At 67.4% G+C, this 15472-nt stretch carries 13 protein-coding genes; 5 read left to right on the top strand and 8 right to left on the bottom strand.

Annotated features, from left to right (window positions below; all coding sequences use genetic code 11):
- Positions 1–55 precede the first annotated feature (55 nt).
- Both rpsO and pnp read left to right on the top strand, forming a co-directional pair.
- Positions 56–325: a 30S ribosomal protein S15 gene (gene rpsO, locus ACE3TU_RS09990; protein WP_374621453.1), complete on the top strand. Its 270-nt coding sequence runs from the start codon at positions 56–58 to the stop codon at positions 323–325.
- 342 nt (positions 326–667) lie between these two features.
- Positions 668–2806 (top strand): polyribonucleotide nucleotidyltransferase, encoded by a 2139-nt coding sequence (gene pnp / locus ACE3TU_RS09985; protein WP_374623479.1) that lies wholly within the window; start codon positions 668–670, stop codon positions 2804–2806.
- 76 nt (positions 2807–2882) lie between these two features.
- Here the strand turns inward: pnp and ACE3TU_RS09980 are convergent, their stop codons facing one another.
- The 8 genes from ACE3TU_RS09980 to ACE3TU_RS09945 all read right to left on the bottom strand — a co-directional run bounded on the left by ACE3TU_RS09980 (position 2883) and on the right by ACE3TU_RS09945 (position 12452).
- Positions 2883–4790, bottom strand: coding sequence for an ABC transporter ATP-binding protein (locus ACE3TU_RS09980; protein WP_374623477.1), 1908 nt, complete (start codon positions 4788–4790; stop codon positions 2883–2885).
- 248 nt (positions 4791–5038) lie between these two features.
- Entirely contained in the window at positions 5039–5365 is a 327-nt protein-coding gene (locus ACE3TU_RS09975) for a helix-turn-helix domain-containing protein (protein ID WP_374623475.1), read from the bottom strand.
- Positions 5362–5730, bottom strand: coding sequence for a type II toxin-antitoxin system RelE/ParE family toxin (locus ACE3TU_RS09970; RefSeq protein WP_374623473.1), 369 nt, complete (start codon positions 5728–5730; stop codon positions 5362–5364). Before ACE3TU_RS09970 ends, ACE3TU_RS09975 begins: the two co-directional genes overlap by 4 nt.
- A 161-nt stretch (positions 5731–5891) precedes the next feature.
- The gene (gene infB, locus ACE3TU_RS09965; RefSeq protein WP_374623470.1) at positions 5892–8582 is read right to left on the bottom strand and encodes a translation initiation factor IF-2; all 2691 of its coding nucleotides are present in this window, start codon (positions 8580–8582) and stop codon (positions 5892–5894) included.
- A 121-nt stretch (positions 8583–8703) separates the two neighbouring features.
- A complete protein-coding gene (locus ACE3TU_RS09960) occupies positions 8704–9321 on the bottom strand; it encodes an RNA-binding protein (protein ID WP_374623467.1) in 618 nt (205 codons plus the stop codon).
- Positions 9322–9342: 21 nt separating this feature from the next.
- A complete protein-coding gene (nusA, locus tag ACE3TU_RS09955; RefSeq protein WP_374623464.1) occupies positions 9343–10941 on the bottom strand; it encodes a transcription termination factor NusA in 1599 nt (532 codons plus the stop codon).
- Between the two features lies 1 nt (position 10942).
- Positions 10943–11560, bottom strand: a complete 618-nt coding sequence (gene rimP / locus ACE3TU_RS09950) for a ribosome maturation factor RimP (protein WP_374623461.1) — start codon at positions 11558–11560, stop codon at positions 10943–10945.
- Positions 11561–11690: 130 nt separating this feature from the next.
- A complete protein-coding gene (locus ACE3TU_RS09945; protein WP_374623459.1) occupies positions 11691–12452 on the bottom strand; it encodes an alpha/beta fold hydrolase in 762 nt (253 codons plus the stop codon).
- Positions 12453–12606: 154 nt separating this feature from the next.
- Between ACE3TU_RS09945 and ACE3TU_RS09940 the strand changes: the two genes are divergently transcribed.
- The 3 genes from ACE3TU_RS09940 to ACE3TU_RS09930 form a co-directional block, all read left to right on the top strand.
- Positions 12607–13734: an S-(hydroxymethyl)glutathione dehydrogenase/class III alcohol dehydrogenase gene (locus ACE3TU_RS09940; RefSeq protein ID WP_374623457.1), complete on the top strand. Its 1128-nt coding sequence runs from the start codon at positions 12607–12609 to the stop codon at positions 13732–13734.
- Positions 13735–13823: 89 nt separating this feature from the next.
- Positions 13824–14819, top strand: a complete 996-nt coding sequence (locus tag ACE3TU_RS09935) for a potassium channel beta subunit family protein (protein ID WP_374623454.1) — start codon at positions 13824–13826, stop codon at positions 14817–14819.
- A 411-nt stretch (positions 14820–15230) separates the two neighbouring features.
- The coding region (locus ACE3TU_RS09930) for a hypothetical protein (protein WP_374623451.1) at positions 15231–15472 on the top strand (242 nt) is incomplete at its 3' end.

Below are 15472 nucleotides of genomic sequence, written 5' to 3'. Positions count from 1 at the left end.
GGACGACATCCCGGGCGACAGCGACCCCGATCCTCCACTTGAAAGGACCTGACCGATGTCGATCACTGCCGAGCGCAAGACCGCGCTCATCAAGGACTTCGCCACCAAGAAGGACGATACCGGTTCACCGGAAGTCCAGGTTGCGATCCTGTCCGAGCGCATCGCCAACCTCACCGAGCACTTCAAGAGCCACAGCAAGGACAATCACTCCCGCCGCGGCCTGCTGAAGATGGTGTCGACCCGTCGACGCCTGCTCGACTACGTCAAGAAGACGGACGAGGCGCGCTACAAGGCCCTCATCGAACGCCTGGGCCTGCGCCGCTGAGGCGCATCCGGCGACACCGACAGGACGGCGAGGTACGCCTCGCGGTCCGGCTCCGCGACGATGCGGAGCGATGCGTAGGCTGACGGAACCACAGCGGAGCATGGCGAGATCATCGGCCGCTCAGGACGCCGGACGGCGTCACCCCTCGGGCACTTGAGCGGCTCATCGTCTTGTCCATGTTCCGCATCCGCCACGGGCGGAGCGTCAGCGCGGAACCCGTGCCGATTTTGGGCGGCGCCGTGCACATGGGGTGCGGGCGCGGCTGGCACACCGGACGAGTTCGCGGGGTTTGACTACGCCCCCCGCGTTCCCGCTCGTTCCGGCAGAATGGAAAGATGAGACATGACCATCCGTTTTGACCACCACAAGGTCGAACTCAACTGGGGCGGCCAGCCGCTCACCCTCGAGACCGGCAAGATGGCCCGCCAGGCCGACGGCGCGGTGCTCGCCACCCTGGGCGAGACCGTGGTGCTCGCCACCGTGGTCTCGGCCAAGTCGGCCAAGCCCGGCCAGGACTTCTTCCCGCTGACCGTCAACTACCAGGAAAAGTACTTCGCGGCCGGCAAGATCCCCGGCGGCTACTTCAAGCGCGAAGGCCGCCCGACCGAAGGCGAGACGCTGATCAGCCGCCTGATCGACCGCCCGATCCGCCCGCTCTTCCCCGATGGCTACAAGAACGAGACCCAGGTCATCGTCACCGTGCTGCAGCACGACATGGAGAACAATCCGGACGTGCTGTCGATGGTTGCCGCCTCGGCGGCGCTGACCATCTCGGGCGTGCCGTTCATGGGCCCGATCGGGGCGGCCCGCGTCGGCCTCGTCAACGGCGAGTACGTGCTCAACCTGCCCGTCGACCGGCGGGCGGAGTCCAAGCTCGACCTGGTCATGGCCGGCACCTACGACGCCGTGCTGATGGTCGAGTCGGAAGCGCAGGAACTCTCCGAGGACACCATGCTGGGCGCCGTGATGTTCGGTCATGCCGCCTCGCAGAAGGTCATCGACGCGATCATCAAGCTGGCGGAACTGGCCGCCAAGGAACCGCGCGACTTCACCCCGCCCGACTACTCGGCGCTGGAGAAGGACGTGCTGGCGATCGCCGAGGCCGACCTGCGCGCCGCCTACAAGATCACCGACAAGCAGCAGCGCTATGCCGCTGTCGATGCCGCCAACGCCAAGGTCAAGGCGGCGTTCGCCTCGAGGATCGAGGCCGGCGAGGTTTCGGCCGAGGACCTGGGCGAGGTCGTGCACAACCTGCAGGCCAAGATCGTCCGCTGGAACATCCTCGACACCAAGACCCGCATCGACGGCCGTGACCTGACGACGGTCCGCCCGATCGTGGCGGAAGTCGGCGTGCTGCCGCGCACGCACGGCTCGGCCCTGTTCACCCGCGGCGAGACGCAGGCGCTGGTGGTGGCGACGCTCGGCACCGGCGACGACGAGCAGTTCGTCGACAGCCTTGAAGGCACCCAGAAGGTGAACTTCATGCTGCACTACAACTTCCCGCCCTACTCGGTCGGCGAGGCCGGCCGCATGGGCTCGCCCGGCCGTCGCGAGATCGGCCACGGCAAGCTCGCCTGGCGCGCCATCAACCCGATCCGGCCGCGCGCCGAGGACTTCCCCTACACCATCCGGGTCGTCTCCGAGATCACCGAGTCGAACGGATCGAGCTCGATGGCGACGGTGTGCGGCACGTCGCTGGCGCTGATGGATGCCGGCGTGCCGATGAAGAAGCCGGTGGCGGGCATCGCCATGGGCCTCATCCTCGAGGGCGACCGCTTCGCCGTGCTGTCGGACATCCTCGGTGACGAGGACCACCTGGGCGACATGGACTTCAAGGTCGCCGGCACCGCCGACGGCGTCACCAGCCTGCAGATGGACATCAAGATCGCCGGCATCACCGAGGAGATCATGAAGGTCGCCCTCGGCCAGGCCAAGGCCGGTCGCGAGCACATCCTGGGCGAGATGGCCAAGGCCATCGACAGCTCGCGCTCGAGCGTGGGCGAGTTCGCGCCGCGCATCGAGACCATCACCATCCCGACCGACAAGATCCGCGAAGTGATCGGCACCGGCGGCAAGGTGATCCGCGAGATCGTCGAGAAGACCGGCGCCAAGATCGACATCAACGACGACGGCACCGTGAAAGTGTCGTCCTCGGACGGCAAGGCGATCGACGCGGCGATCAAGTGGATCAAGTCGATCACCGACGAAGCCGAGGTCGGCGCGATCTACCAGGGCACCGTGGTCAAGACCGCCGATTTCGGCGCCTTCGTCAACTTCTTCGGCGCCAAGGACGGCCTCGTCCATATCAGCCAGCTGGCCGAACAGCGCGTCGCCAAGACCACCGACGTGGTCAAGGAGGGCGACAAGGTGTGGGTCAAGCTCCTCGGCTTCGACGAGCGCGGCAAGGTCCGGCTGTCGATGAAGGTCGTCGACCAGGCGACCGGCAAGGAAATCGCCAAGGAAAAGGACGCCGCCGAGTAAGCGGACGCCGACACCTGCTGAACAGCTAAGGCCCGGGAGCGATCCCGGGCCTTTCTCTTGCCGGGACGGCCGCCCGTCAGCGGTAGCCGGCGGCCTGCAACTCGAAGAGCTCGGCATAGCGGCCGCGGGTGGCCATCAGTTCGGCATGCGTTCCGGATTCGGCGACCGCGCCATCGGCGAGGACGACGATGCGGTCGGCCATGCGCACGGTGGAGAAACGGTGCGAGATGAGGACCGCCGTGGTGCCTTCGGCGAGGTTCTTGAAGCGGGTGAAGACCTCCGCCTCGGCGCGGGCATCGAGCGCGGCGGTGGGCTCGTCGAGGATGATGATCTCGGCATCGCGCATGTAGGCGCGGGCGATGGCGAGCTTCTGCCATTCGCCGCCCGACAGGTCGTGCCCCTTGGCAAAGGTGCGGCCGAGCATCTGCTCGTAGCCCTCGGGCAGGCCACGGATCACCGGATCGGCGAGGCTCTGCGTGGCGGCGGCGACGACGCGGTCGCGATCGGCGGCCGCCTCGATGCGGCCGACCCCGATATTGTCGGCGGCCGAGAAGCTGTAGCGCAGGAAATCCTGGAAGATGGCGCCGATATGGGTGCGCAGATCGGCGAGCGCGAAGTCGCGGATGTCGATGCCATCGATGGTGATCTTGCCCTCGTCGGGGTCGTAGAGGCGGGTGATGAGCTTGACGATGGTGGTCTTGCCCGCACCGTTCTCGCCGACCAGCGCCAGCGTCTCGCCGGCGGGAACGGCAAAGCTCAGGCCGCGCACCGCCCAGCGCTCGGAACCGGGATAGCGGAAGCCGACATTGTCGAAGACGATCCCGGTCCTGAGCGGCACCGGGAACGGCCTGGGCGTGGCCGGGTCGGTGATGGCCGGCCTGATCTCGAAGAAGCTGAACAGATCGTCGAGGTAGAGCGACTGGCCGGCGATCTGGGTGAAGCCGATGAGGATCTGCTGCAGGTAGCCGTTCAACTGGTTGAACGAGGTGGCGAGGAAGACCAGGTCGCCGATGGTGAAATCGCCGTTGAGCGTTCGCCAGACGATATAGGCATAGGCGGCGTAGTAGGTGACGGTGGACAGCGTCGCGAGCCCGCCGGTCTGCAGCGCGCGACGGATCGACAGGTCGCGGTTCTCGACGAGGATCTGGTCGCTGAGCACCCTGAACCGATCCGAGAGAAAGCCGCCCAGGCCGAACAGCTTGATCTCCTTGGCGCTTTCGGCGCTGGCGCCGACCTGGCGCAGGTACTCGAGCTGCCGGCGTTCGGGCGAGCGGTGGTGCGAAATCCAATAGGCGAGGCGGTTGAACTTGAACTCGCCCCACACCGCCGGAACGAGCGCGATGGCGAGCAGCGCGATGAGCAGCGGGGCGTAGAGGAACAGGCCGGCGGCGAGCGCGAGGGCGGTGATCACCGCCTGCGCCTGGCCGAACAGCTGCGAGATGACGGTGGAGCGCGAGGCAGCCTGCCGGCGGGCGCGCTCGAGGCTGTCCTGGTACTCGGACTGCTCGAAATGCTTGAGGTCGAGCCGGGCGGCATGCTGCATGAGCTCGAGGCTGACGGCATTGGAGTGGCTCTCGCCCAGGATGGTGTCGACGACGCTGATGGCGCGGTTGCAGACATCACGGAAGAAAACGAGCACGAACTCGCCGGCGAGGAGCAGCATCAGGAAGGTGAGACGGCCGCTCGCGAGCCAGTCGGACAGGGCCGGACCGGGGCTCGCAAGGCCGGTCTGGTGCACCACCTCGTCGATGATCAGCTTGGTGAACAGCAGCAGCAGCGGCGGCTGCACGGCGACGAGCAACCGCAGCGCGATCGAGAGCGCCATCAGCCAGGGGCTGGTGCGCCACATCTGGGCGAACAGCCGCCCGAGATGCCGGATGGTCTTGAGGCGCGTGCCCTTGTCGAAGGGGAGCGCGTCGGGAATGTCGGCGCCGTACCTGCCGCCGCCCTGCCGCCCTCCCCCGCCCATCGGTCCCCGCGCCATCGGCTGCTCCACACGACCAGCGCCCGACGCGGGACGCAACACTCCGCCGGTGACGATAGGGAGCCCGATGCGGTCGATCAAGCCGGCAGAACGGGCAGGTGGGGATTGGCGGGCCGGAGCGGCCCCTGTCCCCGTTTCACGTGAAGCAGGCGATTGATATGCAACGGTTTTTCGGACCAGCGTCGTGCCGCCGCCCTGCTTCCGCCACGATGCTGAACGGGACTGTGCCCGGTGGCGCGGACGTTGGGCTAGGCTGCGCGGGTGAGCCGAATTTCACCCGGAGCCTTTGCTCTGCGGGGGCGGACAACGATCTCGACGTCGTTGTTGAACGCCGTGAGAAAACCCATCAGACGCTCAACCGAGTACTCGCGAAAGTTGCCCTTGAACATGCGGGACACCTCGGGCTGGCTTATGCCCATGACCTCGCCAGCCTTGACCTGCGAAAGTCCGAGTTCGTTCTTCATACGATAGAGCTCGGCGACGAGTTGCGCCTTGAGGAAGTGAGTTTCCGCCTCAGGCAACCCCAGTTCGGCAAAGATATTGTCGGCACTCTCATGTACCTCGAGATCGCTCATCTTCCCGTCATTCTCCAGTGCGCCTCTGCATCGCGCAGTCGGCGCTTGACCATTTCCATCTCACTTTGTGGCGTCCTGATGCCGGCTTTCGACTTCTTCGTGAAACAGTGCAGCACATAGACCGCAGTATCAAATCGAACAGTGTAGATGGCCCTGAAGGCATCACCATCGAAGTCCTCGATCAACTCTACGACACCACCAGCAAATCCCTTCAGTGGCTTCGCACCCAACGGATGAAGCCCGGTTTGGGCAAGGTAGAGGCCAAAGCCGAACTCCTCCTGCACACGCTCGGGAAAGTCGCCATAGTCTTTCCGGCTGGAACCAACCCAGCGCAACGGGCGGATGGTGCGCGCCGGTTCTGCCATGCTCGTCACTCTATGAGTAATTACTCATGACTGCAATGACGAAAAAGGCGCGGAGATGGGGTCGATCACTATCCACGGCCAAAGAAAAGCGCCGCCGCAACGGGTGCGGCGGCGCCAATCAGGAGGTGGATAGCAGCTTCTACAGCGCCATCCACATCGCCTTACAACGTCCGCGTCACCTGCTCGACGCGGAAGCATTCGATGACGTCGCCGGCGCGGATGTCCTCGTAGTTCTCGAAGGCCATGCCGCACTCCTGGCCGACCGGCACTTCCTTGACCTCGTCCTTGAAGCGCTTGAGCGTCTTGAGCTTGCCTTCGTGGATCACGACGTTGTCGCGCAGCAGGCGCACGCCGGCACCGCGTTCGACGATGCCGTCGGTGATGCGGCAGCCCGCCACCTTGCCGACCTTGCTGATGTTGAACACCTCGAGGATCTCGGCGTAGCCGATGAAGGTCTCGCGCCGCTCCGGCTTCAGCAGGCCGCTCATCGCCGCCTTCACGTCATCGACGAGGTCGTAGATGATGTTGTAGTAGCGGATCTCGATACCGTCGCGCTGCGCCAGGTCCGACGCCTGCTTGTTGGCGCGGACGTTGAAGCCGATGATGATGGCGTTGCTGGCCGAGGCCAGCGTCACGTCCGACTCGGTGATGGCACCGACGCCGCTCATCAGTATCTGGGCCGAGACTTCCTCGGTCGAGAGCTTGTTGAGCGAGGCATTGATCGCCTCGACCGAACCCTGCACGTCGCCCTTGATGATCAGCGGGAACTTGGAAACGCCCGAGGCCTTGAGCTGGTTCATCATCTGCTCGAGGCTGGTGGCGCCGCCGCCCGCCGTCTTCTCGCGCAGCAGGCGCTGGCGGTACTCGGTGACCTCGCGGGCCCGCGCCTCGCTCTCGACCACGCTGAAGCGGTCGCCGGCATTGGGCACGCCGGTGAAGCCGAGCACTTCCACCGGCACCGACGGCCCGGCTTCCTTGACCTGGTCGCCCTTGTCGTTGATCAGGGCGCGCACGCGGGCGAACTCGGTGCCCGCCACGACGATGTCGCCGACCTTGAGCGTGCCGCGCTGCACCAGCACGGTCGCCACCGCACCGCGGCCGCGATCGAGCTTGGCCTCGATGACGAGGCCCTCGGCGCGCCCGTCGCGGGCGACCTTGAGCTCGAGCACTTCGGCCTGCAGCAGGATGGTCTCGAGCAGCCTGTCGAGGCCGGTCTTCTTGACCGCCGAGACCTCGACGTCGAGCGTCTCGCCGCCCATCGATTCGACGAATACCTCGTGCTGCAGCAGCTCGGTGCGCACCCGCGTGGGGTTGGCGCTCGGCTTGTCCATCTTGTTGATGGCGACGATGATCGGGACCCCGGCCGCCTTGGCGTGCCGGATCGACTCGATGGTCTGCGGCATCACCCCGTCATCGGCCGCCACCACCAGCACGGCGATGTCGGTGGCCTGCGCGCCGCGGGCGCGCATGGCGGTGAACGCCTCGTGGCCCGGGGTATCGAGGAAGGTGATCTTCTGGCCGTTCTTCTCGACCTGATAGGCGCCGATATGCTGGGTGATGCCGCCCGCCTCGCCGGAGACCACATTGGTCTCGCGGATGGCGTCGAGCAGGCTGGTCTTGCCGTGGTCGACATGGCCCATGATGGTGACCACCGGAGCCCGGTCGGTCAGGTCCTCGGCCTTGTCGTCGGCGGGGATGTCGAACAGCCCTTCCTCGACGTCGGCGTCGGAGACGCGCTTGACGGTGTGGCCCAGCTCGGTGGCGATCAGCTCGGCGGTGTCGCTGTCGATAATGTCGTTGATCTTCACCATCTGGCCCTGGGCCATCAGGATCTTGATGACGTCGACGGCCCGCTCGGCCATGCGGTTGGCCAGTTCCTGTACCGTGATGGCCTCGGGGATGGTCACCTCGCGGCTGAGCTTGGGCGCCGCCTGCTGGTTACGGCCGAGCTTCTTGTTCTGCCGCCGCCGCATGGCGGCGAGCGAGGGGCCGCGATCGCGGTCGGATTCGGTGGTGGCGCTCGACAGCGTCAGCCGGCCGCGGGCAAACGCTTCCTCGGTGGCGCGACGGGTCGGGCGCTCCGGCGCCGCCACGCGGGCGACGCCGCGGCGGGCGTTCTCGAGTTCGGTGGCATTGACCAGCGGGCGGGCCGCCGGCGCGCTGCGCGTCTTGCGCCCATCCGCCTCGGACGGCGGGGTCGGCGGCAGCTCGGCGATCGGCGTCGGGGCCGGCCGGCGCGGCGGTGCCGTCTCGGCCGCGCGACGGGCCGGCGAGACGCGCGGCTCACGCGAGACCGAGGCGATCTCGGCCACCTCTTCCAGCGCCTTCTGGCCTTCGACTTCCCGGCGCTTGGCATCCTCGGCGCGCTGCGCTTCCTCGCGCAGGGCGCGGCGACGCGCATCCTCCTCGGCGCGGCGGGCCTCCTCGGCGGCGGCGCGGGCCTGTTCCTCGGCCTGACGGCTGGCCGCCTCGCGCAGGGCGCGGGCCCGGGCATCGGCCTCGGTGGCGCTCAGCCCCATCGAGGGACGGGCGCCGCCCTGGCCGGGCCGCATCGGCGGACGCGACGACCCGCCGCCCGGACCGCCATAGGAGGATCGGTTGCCCTGGCTGGGGCCGCCGCCGGAAGCGGGGCGCGCCGCGGCCGGCGGTGCACTGGGGGCGCTGGGCGGACGCGGGGCATGGCCGCCCGGCGATCCGGGGGGCACGAAGCGCGTGCGCTTCTCGACCACCACGGTGTTCCGGGACGAACGTGCCACGTTGGGGCGCCCGCCGAGGCTGGGGGCACCCTTGAGTGTCAGCGTCTTCTTGCCGCCGGCACCGGAATCGTCGCGCTTGTCGTCGTTATCAGCCATGTAACTCGCGTCTTCCTTGCGAAACTCGCATTGCGGGCACCGCAAAGGTGCCTGCCTCTTCATCCCTGTGGTCCGGGCCCGCGGGGCGGCGAAGCGCTGCCGCGCCGCTCAAATAGCCCATCTAGTTGGCGATGTAACGTGCCAGTCTTTCGGCACGTTTCACCGCCGCCTGGGCCGCACCCCCCTTGGTGAGCGCAGCATGTATCACATTTTCGATCCCGAGTGCCAAACCCATTTGCCCCGAATCGAGCATTTCGAAATGCCGCGCCGGAAGCGGGTCGAGACCGGCTTCGCGCGCCGCATTCTGGTAGCCCCTGAGCGAGCCCAGGAGCTTGTTTCGGCCGTCTTCCGCCGCGTCCGAGGCGGTCAGCAGAGCCACCACCTCGCCCGCCTCGATGGCGGCCTTCACCTTGGTCGCCCCGGTGACCAGCTGACCCGCCTTGCGGGCGAGGCCCAGGGCATTGAGCAGCCGCTCCTCGAGGCGCCGGCGCGTCAACCCGGCGAGGTCGTCCGGCACCTTGACCTCGGCCTTGAGGCTGCGGGCGAAGGCCTTCCGCTTCTGCGCCTCGGCCACGGAGCGCAGGCCCAGCGTCACCCATACGCCGCGCCCTTCGGCGCGGGCATCGGTATCGGGGACCAGCTCGTCGTCGGGCGAGACGACGAAGCGGATCAGCTCGTCGACCGCCCTGACCTCGCGGGTCAGCGCACACATCCGTTCGGTCTCGTCTCGCCTCGGCAACTCGGCCTCCGGGAAGCGCCCTTACGCGGGCGCCCCCTCCTCTTCCGGCATCGCCTCGGGCGTGGCGAGATCGGCCTCGGTGATCCAGCCGGCCTTGAGGCGGGCGGCGAGGATCATGTCCTCGGCCTCCTCGCGGCTCACCGGGAAGTCCTTGAAGGTGCCGTCGAAGCGCTTGCTCTCGCCGTCCTTGCGCTCGGTCCAGCCGACGAGGTCGTCGGCGGCACAGCCGGCGAAATCCTCGACCGTCTTGATGCCTTCCTTGCCGAGCGCGACCAGCATGGCGGCGTTGAGGCCGGGCACCTCGTAGAGCTCGTCGGCAACGCCGAGCTTGATCCGCTCGTCGTCGTTGGCCTTCTCGATGGCAGCGAGGTACTCGGTGGCGCGGTTCTGGATTTCCGCCGCCGTCTCCTCGTCAAAGCCCTGGATCGAGGCGATCTCGCCGCCATCGATATAGGCCAGTTCCTCGACCGAGGAGAAGCCTTCCGAAGCGAGCAGCTGGGCCACCATCTCGTCGACGTCGAGGGCCTCCATGAACAGCGCCGAGCGCTCGGAGAATTCCTTCTGGCGGCGCTCGCTCTCCTCGGCCTCGGTGAGGATGTCGATGTCCCAGCCGATCAGCTGGCTGGCGAGGCGGACGTTCTGGCCGCGCCGGCCGATGGCGAGGCTGAGCTGCTCGTCCGGCACCACCACCTCGATGCGCTCGGCCTGCTCGTCGAGCACCACCTTGGCGACATCGGCCGGCTGCAGGGCCGAGACGACGAGGTCGGCGATCGATTCGGTCCAGGGGATGATGTCGATCTTCTCGCCCTGCAGCTCGGCGACCACTGCCTGGACGCGGCTGCCGCGCATGCCGACGCAGGCGCCGACCGGGTCGATGGAGGAATCCGAGCTGGTCACGGCGATCTTGGCGCGGCTGCCCGGATCACGGGCAATCGAGCGGATGGTGATGATGCCGTCGTAGATTTCCGGCACTTCCTGCATGAACAGCTTGGCCATGAACTGCGGATGCGTGCGCGAGAGGAAGATCTGCGGCCCGCGCTGCTCGCGCCGCACGTCGTAGATATAGGCGCGCACGCGGTCGCCGTAGCGGTACATCTCGCGCGGGATCAGCTCGTCGCGGCGGATGATGGCCTCGCCGCGCCCCAGGTCGACGATGACATTGCCGTATTCGACACGCTTGACGGTGCCGTTGACGATCTCGCCGACGCGGTTGATGTACTCCTCGTACATGCGATCGCGCTCGGCATCGCGCACCTTCTGCACGATCACCTGCTTGGCCGACTGCGCGGCGATGCGGCCGAACTCGATGGGCGGCAGCGGCTCGGTGACGAAGTCGCCGAGCTTGGCGGCGGCGTTGCGCGCCTGTGCGTCCCTGAGCCCGATCTGCCGGCCGAACTCCTCGACGGTCTCGACCACTTCGAGCAGGCGCCACAGCCGCAGTTCACCGGTGCGCGGGTTGATCTCGGCGCGGACATTGGTCTCGGCGCCGTAGCGGGTCTTGGCCGCCTTCTCGATCGCGTCCTGCATGGACTCGATGACGATCATGCGATCGATCGACTTCTCGCGGGCTACGGCATCGGCGATCTGGAGCAGCTCCAGTCGGTTCGCGCTAACGGCCATGTCAGTTGGTCTCCTCAGTGGCGTCGAGTTCACCCAGTTCGACGGTCTCGATCTCGTCGTCATCGTCGATCGGGTATTCTTGCTGGTCGGTGCGCGCCATGTTCATCAGCGCGTCGGTCATCACCAGCTTGGCTTCGCCCAGCAGCTGCAGCGGCAGCCGGTGGTCGGGATCGGTGCCCTTGGGGGCATCGGGCAGGCGGATGGTCACCGCCTCGTCGTCGACGGCGACGATCTCGCCGCGGAAGCGCTTGCGCCCGGCGATCAGATCGGTGAGCTCGACCTTCGCCTCGTGCCCCAGGTAGGTGCGGAAATCGCGGGCCCGCACCAGCGGCCGGTCGATGCCCGGCGAGGAGACCTCGAGATGGTACTCGCGATCGATCGGATCCTCGACGTCGAGGACGGGCGAGATCTCCTTACTGAGCCGCTCGCAGTCGGTGATGGTGAAGCGGCCATTGCCATCCTCGGCCATGATCTGCAGCGTCAGCCCGTTTTCCTGGGTGATCTTCACCCGCACGAGGCTGTAGCCCAGGTCGTTGGCCACCGGCTCGACGATCCGCGCGATGCGGGTCTCGAGGCCGGTTTCCTTGAGGTAGCGCTTTTCGCCGAGGTCGAACGCCATGGTCTTGCGTCGGGTCCCTTGAAAACAAAAAGAGCGGGGGCCCGCCAGGCACCCACTCTCGCTTTAGAGCCAGAGATGTTGTTGGCCGTCATATAGCGCCGATGCCGGCCCAACGCAAGCGGCGCCGAACTCAGCCGAGGAAGCCGGCCAGCGCCGCGACGAAGCCGGGGCCGGTGCGGGCGCTGCCATGGTCGCCGGGGACGAGGACCAGCCGGGCGCCAGGAATGGCGGCGGCGAGGATTTCGGGGCGCACGGCAAGCGGATCGACATCGCCGGCGAGCAAGAGGGTCGGCACGGCGATGCGATCGAGCGCGATCGGGCTCGCATGCACGACATCGGCATGTGCCGCGAGCGCCAGGCAATCATTGCCGCGCGCCTCGGCCCCGGTGCGGAAGCCCCGGACATGGGCGGGAAAGCCCGAGATGTCGTCGGCGCGCATGGCGGCGGCGAGGAGGCGATTGTCGAGGGCGCGCCGGTCGACGCCGCCGCAGGCGACGACCCCCTCGCCGACGCCGCCGATGGCCAGCCGGCGCAGACGCGGCTCGTCGGTGGCGACGAGCAGCGCGATCACCGCGCCCATCGAGTAGCCGACCAGATCGTAGCGGGCAAAGCCGAGGTGGGTCGCGAGCTCGCGGATATCGGCCGCCATCCGCGCTTCGCCGTAGAAGCGGCTCTGGTGCGGCTTGTCGGAGGCGCCGTGACCGCGCGCATCGAGCCCGACCACGCGCCGCCCGAGCCCGTCGAGGCGGGCTGCGATGCCGCAATCGACCCATTCGGTCTGGGTGGTGGCGCTGAAGCCGTGCTGCAGCACGATCGGCACGCCGTCGGGACCGCCGCCGAGCTCGTGCACGGCGAGCCCGATCCCGTCCGAAGCGATGAAGCGATTGTCCACGCGGCCCTCCCTGTCCATGCCGCGAAACTAGGGACCGGGGCGGGGCCGCGTAAAGCCCCGGCAGCAAGGGACGGCATTGAACCGGCCCCCGCCCGCCCCTTGGCAGGGCGCACGCAGTCGCTATGGTGCGCGGCAAGGAACGGGGAATCGAGTGATGAAGACGCGCGCGGCCGTGGCATTTGCGGCAAAACAGCCTCTCGAGATCGTCGAGCTCGACCTCGACGGACCCCGGGCGGGAGAGGTGCTGGTCGAAATCCGGGCGACCGGCATCTGCCACACCGACGCGTTCACGCTCTCGGGGGCGGACCCGGAGGGGCTGTTCCCCTCGATCCTCGGGCACGAGGGGGCCGGCGTGGTGCTGGAAGTGGGGCCGGGGGTGACGAGCCTCAGGCCGGGCGACCATGTGATCCCGCTCTATACGCCGGAATGCCGCGAGTGCCCCTCCTGCCTCAGCCGCAAGACCAACCTGTGCACCGCGATCCGCGCCACGCAGGGCAAGGGGCTGATGCCGGACGGCACCTCGCGCTTCTCCTACAAGGGCCAGACGATCTATCACTACATGGGCTGCTCGACCTTTTCGAACCACACCGTGCTGCCCGAGATCGCGCTGGCCAAGATCGATCCGAAGGCGCCGTTCGACAAGGTCTTCTATATCGGCTGCGGGGTGACCACCGGGGTCGGCGCGGTGCTCAACACCGCCCGGGTCGAGGCCGGCGCCACTGCCGTGGTGTTCGGGCTCGGCGGCATCGGGCTCAACGTCATCCAGGGGCTGCGGCTCGCCGGGGCCGACATGATCATCGGCGTCGACATCAACAACGACAAGCGCCAGTGGGGCGAGCGCTTCGGCATGACGCACTTCGTCAACCCCAGGGAGATCGAGGGCGACATCGTCCCCTACCTCGTCAACCTCACCAAGCGGGGCGCCGACCAGATCGGCGGGGCCGACTACACCTTCGACTGCACCGGCAACACCACGGTGATGCGCCAGGCGCTGGAGGCGAGCCACCGCGGCTGGGGCAAGTCGGTGGTGATCGGGGTGGCCGGCGCCGGCCAGGAGATCGCGACCCGGCCGTTCCAGCTGGTCACCGGCCGCACTTGGATGGGCACCGCCTTCGGCGGCGCGCGGGGCCGGACCGACGTGCCGAAGATGGTCGACTGGTACATGGGCGGCAAGATCGAGATCGATCCGATGATCACCCACACGCTGCGGCTCGAGGACATCAACAAGGGCTTCGACCTGTTGCACCACGGCGAGAGCATTCGCAGCGTGGTGCTGTTCTGAGGGGCTGAGGGGCGACGGCCCTTCCCTCTATCGGCAAGGACCGATAGATTAACGTTCTCCCGACGACTCAAATCACGGACATCACAGCTATGGACTACCGCCGCCTCGGCAAGGCTGGCCTCAGGGTCAGCGAATTCTCCTTTGGCGCCTGGGTGACCTTCGCCAAGCAGGTGGGCGAGGACGCCGCCCAATCGATCATGGCCCATGCCTACGACAACGGCATCAACTTCTTCGACAATGCCGAGGGCTACGAGACGGGCAATGCCGAGCGGGTGATGGGCGAGGCGCTGAAGCAGCTCGGCTGGGCGCGCGACAGCTATGCGGTCTCCTCCAAGGTGTATTTCGGCGGCAACGGCAAGAAGCCGATGCAGAAGGGGCTGAGCGCCAAGCACGTCGCCGATGCCTGCAACGACGCGTTGAAGCGCCTGCAGGTCGACTATCTCGATCTCTATTTCTGCCACCGCCCCGACCTCGACACCCCGATCGAGGAGACGGTGCGCGCCATGCACAACCTCGTCGTCCAGGGCAAGGTGATCTACTGGGGCACCTCGGAATGGACGGCGCAGCAGCTGACCGAGGCCTATGCGGTGGCCCGGCAGTATGGGCTCACCCCGCCCACGATGGAGCAGCCGGAATACAACCTGTTCCGGCGCGAGAAGGTGGAGGCCGAGTTCCTGCCGCTCTACAGCCTGTTCGGGCTCGGCACCACGATCTGGTCGCCGCTCGCCTCGGGCATTCTCACCGGCAAGTACAATGACGGCATTCCGGCCGACAGCCGGATGAACCTGCCCGGCTACGAATGGCTGAAGGCCCGGCTCGACAGCGACAAGGGCCGCGACGAACTGGCCAAGGTGAAGAAGCTCGCAAAGCTCGCCGACGAAGTCGGCCTGCCGATCCACCACATGGCGCTGCTCTGGTGCAATGCCAACCCGAACGTCTCGACGGTGATCCTCGGCGCCTCGAGGCTGAGCCAGCTCAAGGACAATCTCGAGGCGCTCAAGCACAAGGCGAAGATGACCCCCGAGGTGATGGCGCGGATCGAGGCGATCGTCGCCAACACGCCCGAGGGCCCGCGGCGCTACTGAGCCGGGGCGGCGGAGCGGCACCTGTCGCCTCCGCCCGCGGCCGCTCGTCCGACCGGGAGCGAAGCCGGGGGGGCAGCGACCTTACCGATATTTCACGACGATCACGCCGCCGTGCACCGGCCTCCCCCTGCGGCAGCGATCGAGGGGCGCCGGGACTGCCGGCGCCCCGCTTGCGACGCCTTTACGGCGGGTGAAAGCGGGCGCAAAGCGGCGCGCCGCCGATGGTTTCCTTTCTGCCCCTTACCCCCGGCGGAAGCCGGTGGGTTTCCTCCGCGGAACTCGCCTACCCCGGCGTAACCCTCACTACCAATTGACGAATTTCAAGTCCCTCAAGCGCGGATTCGATCCCTTGCCGGCCGGTCGGCGCAGCCCGATCTGGCAACTGTCCAAGCAACGAAAGGGACATTCGACATGAACAAGCTCTCCTCCCTCGCCCTCGCCCTCGTGATTGCCGGCGGCGTCGCCGCACCGGCGCTCGCCGCCGACAGCGCCGACTTCGACGCGGACTGGTACGTCACCCAGCTGCAGTACAAGGGCATCAACGCGGTCGACGCCAATGACGGCTGGAACGGCAACTTCCGCGCCACCGTCGAGCTGGCCGACGGCTCGCAGGTGTTCCAGTATTTCGACCGCGACTCGCTGCAGCCGGTGGC

It is taken from the genome of Devosia sp., assembly GCF_041917035.1.
In the GTDB taxonomy this organism is placed as follows: domain Bacteria; phylum Pseudomonadota; class Alphaproteobacteria; order Rhizobiales; family Devosiaceae; genus Devosia_A.
Note: the sequence above shows the minus strand (reverse complement) of the source record. Positions and strands in the feature narration are given on the sequence as shown.